This is a genomic window from Heyndrickxia acidiproducens DSM 23148 (assembly GCF_000374345.1).
GTDB lineage: Bacteria > Bacillota > Bacilli > Bacillales > Bacillaceae_C > Weizmannia > Weizmannia acidiproducens.
Genome location: NZ_KB894003.1, coordinates 39,377 through 45,376, shown reverse-complemented (window position 1 = coordinate 45,376; position 6,000 = coordinate 39,377). Strand labels below are relative to the sequence as shown.

Annotated in this window: 4 protein-coding genes, 15 tRNA genes and 1 rRNA gene; 16 read left to right on the top strand and 4 right to left on the bottom strand. The window is 44.3% G+C overall.

The features are described 5' to 3' along the window. Positions 1–176: 176 nt before the first annotated feature. From rrf to C232_RS0111300, 16 genes are all read left to right on the top strand, one after another. A 5S ribosomal RNA gene (gene rrf / locus C232_RS0111375) occupies positions 177–291 on the top strand. Between the two features lie 5 nt (positions 292–296). Next, a tRNA-Asn gene (locus tag C232_RS0111370) sits at positions 297–371 on the top strand. Positions 372–374: 3 nt separating this feature from the next. Further along, positions 375–467 (top strand) — tRNA-Ser (locus C232_RS0111365). A gap of 15 nt (positions 468–482) precedes the next feature. Continuing rightward, positions 483–557 (top strand) — tRNA-Glu (locus tag C232_RS0111360). An 18-nt stretch (positions 558–575) separates the two neighbouring features. Next, a tRNA-Val gene (locus C232_RS0111355) sits at positions 576–651 on the top strand. Positions 652–661: 10 nt separating this feature from the next. Beyond that, a tRNA-Met gene (locus tag C232_RS0111350) sits at positions 662–735 on the top strand. Between the two features lie 16 nt (positions 736–751). Further along, a tRNA-Asp gene (locus C232_RS0111345) sits at positions 752–827 on the top strand. A gap of 21 nt (positions 828–848) precedes the next feature. Beyond that, positions 849–921, top strand: a tRNA-Phe gene (locus C232_RS0111340). A 6-nt stretch (positions 922–927) separates the two neighbouring features. Further along, positions 928–1,003, top strand: a tRNA-Thr gene (locus C232_RS0111335). Positions 1,004–1,011: 8 nt separating this feature from the next. Continuing rightward, positions 1,012–1,096: transfer RNA gene (locus C232_RS0111330), tRNA-Tyr, on the top strand. 4 nt (positions 1,097–1,100) lie between these two features. Beyond that, positions 1,101–1,174 (top strand) — tRNA-Trp (locus C232_RS0111325). Between the two features lie 9 nt (positions 1,175–1,183). Beyond that, a tRNA-His gene (locus tag C232_RS0111320) sits at positions 1,184–1,259 on the top strand. Positions 1,260–1,269: 10 nt separating this feature from the next. Next, positions 1,270–1,341: transfer RNA gene (locus C232_RS0111315), tRNA-Gln, on the top strand. A gap of 6 nt (positions 1,342–1,347) precedes the next feature. Further along, a tRNA-Gly gene (locus C232_RS0111310) sits at positions 1,348–1,422 on the top strand. 6 nt (positions 1,423–1,428) lie between these two features. Further along, positions 1,429–1,502, top strand: a tRNA-Cys gene (locus C232_RS0111305). A 9-nt stretch (positions 1,503–1,511) separates the two neighbouring features. Then, positions 1,512–1,593 (top strand) — tRNA-Leu (locus tag C232_RS0111300). 250 nt (positions 1,594–1,843) lie between these two features. Here C232_RS0111300 and tatC read toward each other — a convergent pair. The 4 genes from tatC to C232_RS18565 all read right to left on the bottom strand — a co-directional run bounded on the left by tatC (position 1,844) and on the right by C232_RS18565 (position 5,246). After that, on the bottom strand, positions 1,844–2,572 hold the full coding sequence (tatC, locus tag C232_RS18570; RefSeq protein WP_018664162.1) for a twin-arginine translocase subunit TatC: 729 nt from the start codon (positions 2,570–2,572) through the stop codon (positions 1,844–1,846). A 42-nt stretch (positions 2,573–2,614) separates the two neighbouring features. Further along, on the bottom strand, positions 2,615–2,800 hold the full coding sequence (tatA, locus tag C232_RS0111290; RefSeq protein ID WP_018664160.1) for a twin-arginine translocase TatA/TatE family subunit: 186 nt from the start codon (positions 2,798–2,800) through the stop codon (positions 2,615–2,617). A 15-nt stretch (positions 2,801–2,815) separates the two neighbouring features. Next, a complete protein-coding gene (locus C232_RS0111285) occupies positions 2,816–4,567 on the bottom strand; it encodes an alkaline phosphatase D family protein (protein WP_018664158.1) in 1,752 nt (583 codons plus the stop codon). Between the two features lie 346 nt (positions 4,568–4,913). Then, a complete protein-coding gene (locus C232_RS18565; RefSeq protein ID WP_018664155.1) occupies positions 4,914–5,246 on the bottom strand; it encodes a DUF421 domain-containing protein in 333 nt (110 codons plus the stop codon). Between the last annotated feature and the right edge of the window lie 754 nt (positions 5,247–6,000).

The following is a 6,000-nucleotide window of genomic DNA, read 5'->3' as shown; positions in this document are numbered from 1 at the left end:
TTATCGGAGGGAGAAGACGGAGAAATACGCCAGCCGATAGGCGCTGGAGCTGGACAGTTTAGAAGTGCAATTCTTGGTTTTACTTGTTTTTCTCCTATCCAGTTTTGAAGGAATAACTTCAAATTTCCTATTGATAAAAGTCAATTGTTTTGATATAATGATTTTTGTCATTGAGGTCCGGCAATAATGGCGAGAAGGCCACACCCGTTTCCATCCCGAACACGGAAGTTAAGCTTCTCAGCGCCGATGGTAGTTGGGGGTTCCCCCTGCGAGAGTAGGACGTTGCCGGGCATTATTCCGCAGTAGCTCAGTGGTAGAGCTATCGGCTGTTAACCGATCGGTCGTAGGTTCGAATCCTACCTGCGGAGCCATATGGAGAGCTGTCCGAGTGGTCGAAGGAGCACGATTGGAAATCGTGTAGGCGGCCAAAAGCTGTCTCAAGGGTTCAAATCCCTTGCTCTCCGCCATATACATAGTGATGTGGCCCGTTGGTCAAGCGGTTAAGACACCGCCCTTTCACGGCGGTAACACGGGTTCGAATCCCGTACGGGTCACCATTTTAACTTCATACTTTTGGAGGATTAGCTCAGCTGGGAGAGCGTCTGCCTTACAAGCAGAGGGTCGGCGGTTCGAACCCGTCATCCTCCACCATCTTTATGATCGCGGGGTGGAGCAGTCTGGTAGCTCGTCGGGCTCATAACCCGAAGGTCGCAGGTTCAAATCCTGCCCCCGCAATTGGTTTTTGATATTTGGTCCCGTAGTGTAGCGGTTATCACGCCTGCCTGTCACGCAGGAGATCGCGGGTTCAATTCCCGTCGGGACCGCCATTTATTTTATACATATGATAAGGCTCGGTAGCTCAGTCGGTAGAGCAAAGGACTGAAAATCCTTGTGTCGGCGGTTCGATTCCGTCCCGAGCCACCTTTAGCCGGCCTAGCTCAATTGGTAGAGTAACTGACTTGTAATCAGTAGGTTGGGGGTTCAAGTCCTCTGGCCGGCACCACGAAAAATGGAGGGGTAGCGAAGTGGCTAAACGCGGCGGACTGTAAATCCGCTCCCTCAGGGTTCGGCGGTTCGAATCCGTCCCCCTCCACCATTTTAGGGGCATAGTTTAAAGGTAGAACAGAGGTCTCCAAAACCTCCAGTGTGGGTTCGATTCCTACTGCCCCTGCCAAATGTAATGGCGGATATGGCGAAGTGGTTAACGCATCGGATTGTGGTTCCGACACGCGTGGGTTCGATTCCCACTATCCGCCCCATTATAATTATTGGGCCATAGCCAAGCGGTAAGGCAACGGACTTTGACTCCGTCATGCGTTGGTTCGAATCCAGCTGGCCCAGTTTTTTGCGGAAGTAGTTCAGTGGTAGAACATCACCTTGCCAAGGTGGGGGTCGCGGGTTCGAATCCCGTCTTCCGCTCCATTTGATGGCGGCATAGCCAAGAGGTAAGGCAGAGGTCTGCAAAACCTTTATCACCGGTTCGATTCCGGTTGCCGCCTCCATCAAAAAATGCCGGTGTGGCGGAATTGGCAGACGCGCACGACTCAAAATCGTGTTCCTTCGGGAGTGTCGGTTCGACCCCGACCACCGGTATTATGAATCATTAATGTAACGCTGATTTAACCTTGACTTTCGGACGCTAAATCAGCGTTTTTCGTATTATAGCAGATAATAAATAGTACGCACCAATTTTTACGCAGCGCGGCGTACATTCTTTCTTTATGATCAGCTATATCAGGGATAAAGACCGCTAGCACTGCACATTTAAGGAGCCGGTTTCAGGATGAGATATAGTGCTGTAAAATAAAATTCCGCTCTTTCGTTTTGGATAGAGCGGTTAACTTTATATTGATGTATGCGTGTTTTCATAGATGAATCTTTTTTGCTGTTTTTTAATCGAATAGCCGGATAGTAACACACCCAATTCGTATAGCAACAGCATTACAACAGAAACAAGCAGGTCAGAAATAAAGTCAGGCGGTGTAAGCAAGATAGAAGCCGTGATTAACACGAAGTAGAAAACCTTTCTCTTTTGCTTCAACTGCTTTGTTGTAACGATATGAATTGATGTTAAAAACATAATGGCCAGTGGGAATTCAAATAAAAAGCCGAATGGAATAGTCAGCTTTAATAAGAATTTCAAATAGTTTGCTGAAGTAAAAAGCAGTTCAAACTGATTGCCTGTAAGACTTACCAGGAAATGAAAGACGGCTGGGTATACAAGAAAATACCCAAAAGCAATTCCGCCTGTAAAAAAGAAAAACAAGGAAGGGATAAAGAGTACAGCTTTATGGTATTCTTCTTTTGTTAATGCCGGTTTAACAAATCTCCAAGTTTGAAAAGCTGCGATGGGGATTGTAAATCCTATCGCAGCAATGCCTGAAATGGTGCAATAAATCCAAACAATATCTCCGGGGCTTAATACTGCCAATTGGCCGCTATAATCACGGAGCAGCCAGCTGTAAATCCTCTCTACATTGAACATTGCGATAATGAAAAAAGCCAAAAATGTTGCCACAACAATAATGATTCGTTTTCTTAATTCTTCAAGATGCCCTATCAATGGCATCATTTTTTTCACCCCCGATTAAGTTAAAGGACGTGCATCAGCATATTAATGCTCTTGCTTGCTCTTATCCTGGGTGTCCGCAGGGGAAACTAAATCTTTTGTTGAGTTTTTAAATTCCTTCAAAGTGTTTCCAAGTGCCCTTCCAATTTCCGGGAGTTTTGACGGGCCAAAAATGATCAGGGCAATGACTAAAATAATGATTAATCCAGATATACCAACATTTTGAAACATCAACTCACCTCATTTTTAGTTAAATGATTGTTTTTCCTTTTTCTTTTTTATTTGGATTTTATGGGCGCGTTCATGTGCACGTGTCCGGTCTTCTTCCACTTCATCTGATTTTCTGCGGCCGCCTTCAACTGTTGATGTGGAAATTTCTATTATCCCATCACTGTTTCTGTCAAATATGAAAGAAGCTCTTGTTGTGATTTCCGCGCCAGGCGTTGTTACATACGGAAGTACGCGGTAATCTGTTTTCCATCTGTCCGGTGTTACTGTACATGTCACATAGCCGCGATAATTATTAAAAAATTTAATATGCGGGTTTTCTCTTAAAATTTTATCTGTATCTGCACGCTTATCCGACCCATTCCCTCCTGAAGTAACGGATGTGCCGACAAATTCAGCACCAACCACTTTTGAACCGGAATGATCAAAATCACTTAAAATATTTGTTGCCCAGTTTGCATGTACATCTCCGGATAGCACAATCAGATTATTAATATGATTGTTTTTTACAAAGTCAAGTATTTTTTTTCGTGCAAAGGGGTATCCGTCCCAGGCATCCATGCTGTATTTAGGAGCCGCGCTTGTCCCTAAATTCCGTTTTGAGAAAAAGATTTGCTGGGCAAGGACATTCCAGCTTGTTTTCGATCGGCCAAGATGATGAAGCAGCCACTTTTCCTGTTCATTGCCAAGTAATGTGCGGGCTGGATCCATCTGTTCTGCAGAAGGGGCTTTTGTCCCATCTCCGTTTGCCTGGTCATCACGGTACTGGCGTGAATCCAATACAAAAAAAGATGCCAGGTTTCCGTAGGTAAAATCCCGGTAAAGTTTCATGGAATTGCCTTGCATAATTGAAGACCTTCGTAAAGGCATATTTTCGTAGTAAGCCTGATAAGCGGCTGTCCGCCGTTTGATAAACGCATCAACCGATTGGCCTTTTTCCGGTATATTGTTCGCGTAGTTGTTTTCAACTTCGTGGTCATCCCAAGTGACAACCCATGGGAAAGCCGCATGCGCAGATTTTAAATCCGCATCGGAGCGGTACTGTGCATAGCGGTTCCGGTAATCATCAAGTGTCCAAATTTCACTGCTGTTGTGGGTTCTGACATTTCCGCTTGAAGAAATGTATTCATTCGGGCCGTATTCGTAAATATAATCACCGAGATGGAATACAAGATCAAGGTCTTCTCCGGCTAAATGCTTATGGGCGGTATAAAAGCCATGCTCATATTGCTGGCAGGATGTGAAGGCAAAAGAAAGCTTGCTGATATTCGCACCTTGATGCGGCAGGGTTTTGGTTCTGCCGGCAGGGCTTAGTTCATTTCCGCATTTAAATCGATAATAGTAAACATGATTTGGTTCAAGATGATTTACTTCAGCATGGATGGTATGCGCCAGTTCGGGGGTTGCAATTTCTGTTCCTCTTTGGATTATGTTTCTAAAATGGTTGTCCTTAGCAATTTCCCACTTAACGGGTACGCGATGATTGGGCATCCCTCCGCCGTTTAAAGGATCAGGTGCCAGTCTTGTCCACAGTACTACACTTTCCGGCATCGGATCTCCGGACGCTACACCTAGTGTAAAAGGATAGTTGGAGAACGATGGCGCTGCGTGGACGTTTGTGTTCTCCAGTGATTGTGCAAAGGTCAGGCCAAGTGATAAAACAGCGATCTTTCCCGCCCCTTCGATAAACTTTCTGCGATCAAAAGTATGATTTTGAAAACTTTCTTCCTCAAGCCTTTTGATCCATTGGTCTATATACGGATCACTCATTTTTTAATTTCTCCTTTCAAAAAAGGTATGAAGCTTACTGCAATTTTTACTATAAAGCTTTATTGTTAAGCGACAGTGAAGAAAAATTAAAAAGGTTGTAAAAATAATTTATATGATCTTAATATTCATACTTTAAAGGTTTATTGATTGTGGCCATGCAGCAGGGAACACTTGCATAATTTGCGGCAATTCGGCAACCTTACAAAAGAGGCCATTATATTTATTTGGAGTGGAATGTTGCCGGATATTCGTACAGTCGCATTTGTTTATCTCCCTTTTTGCTGCCCGCTTTTTTGGACGAACGGATGTTTTCGCAAATGACGATATTTGACGATTCAAATGGCGTTCATGACCGCTGCCTTTTTTTCACCGTAACCGTCCCATCTTTTTCGAGATAGGCCAAGTCAATTTCTTCAAATGAAAATACGCTTTGCTTTCTCAATAATTCCGTCAGTTGATTCATATCAATTTTATTTTTTTTCAGTACTTCTTTGTTAATTTTTCCCTTATCAATAATCAGCGCTTTATCTCCGATAAGGAATTTTTCCAATTTATCAGAGCGGTAAATGAGGATGTCAAAAATGACTTTAATGATGACCCAAACAGAAAGCATAGCAAGAATGTAGTACCATTTTACAGTGGCATCGTAAAGGCCGTTGCCGACGATTTCAGACAGCATAATACTCCATATAAAGTCAATTGGAGTAAGATTTGAAATACTTTTTGGAGCCGGTTAGTTTTAAACAAAAGATGAGCGCAAAAAAGCCCATCATCAGTTTTAATAAGTCTATGCCGATTTGCATCGCTGAACCCCCTTCAGTAAAGTTAATTGTCACTTGATTATTCACATATTCTTAAACCGGGTTTTCCAACTCTTGATCCGGCTGTTTTATTTGCTCATTGTAAGATTCCTATTGCTTAATCCAGCAGCCTGATTCTCCATTTGTCCAACCTCATGCCATTTGGCACCCATGCTCTTTCTGGTGGCTTCCATCGTGAGAATGAACGACCGGAACAGAAGACAACTCGTGTGCGAGGTCGATCATAAAGGGAATGAAAGCCCGTGGCGGAAAAAAAACCGTGCCCGCGGTCGATCATAAAGGGAATGAAAGCCCGTGGCGGAAAAAAACCTGTGCTCCCGGTCGATCATAAAGGGAATGAAAGCCCGTGACGGAAGAAAACCCGTGCCCATGGTCGATCATAAAGGGAATGAAAGCCCGTGGCGGAGAAAAACCCGTGCCCGCGGTCGTTCATAAAGGGAATGAAAGCCCGTGGCAGAAAAAAACCCGTGCCCACGGTCGATCATAAAGGGAATGAAAGCCCGTGGCGGAGAAAAACCCGTGCCCGCGGTCGATCATAAAGGGAATGAAAGCCCGTGGCAGAAAAAAACCCGTGCCCACGGTCGATCATAAAGGGAATGAAAGCCCGTGGCA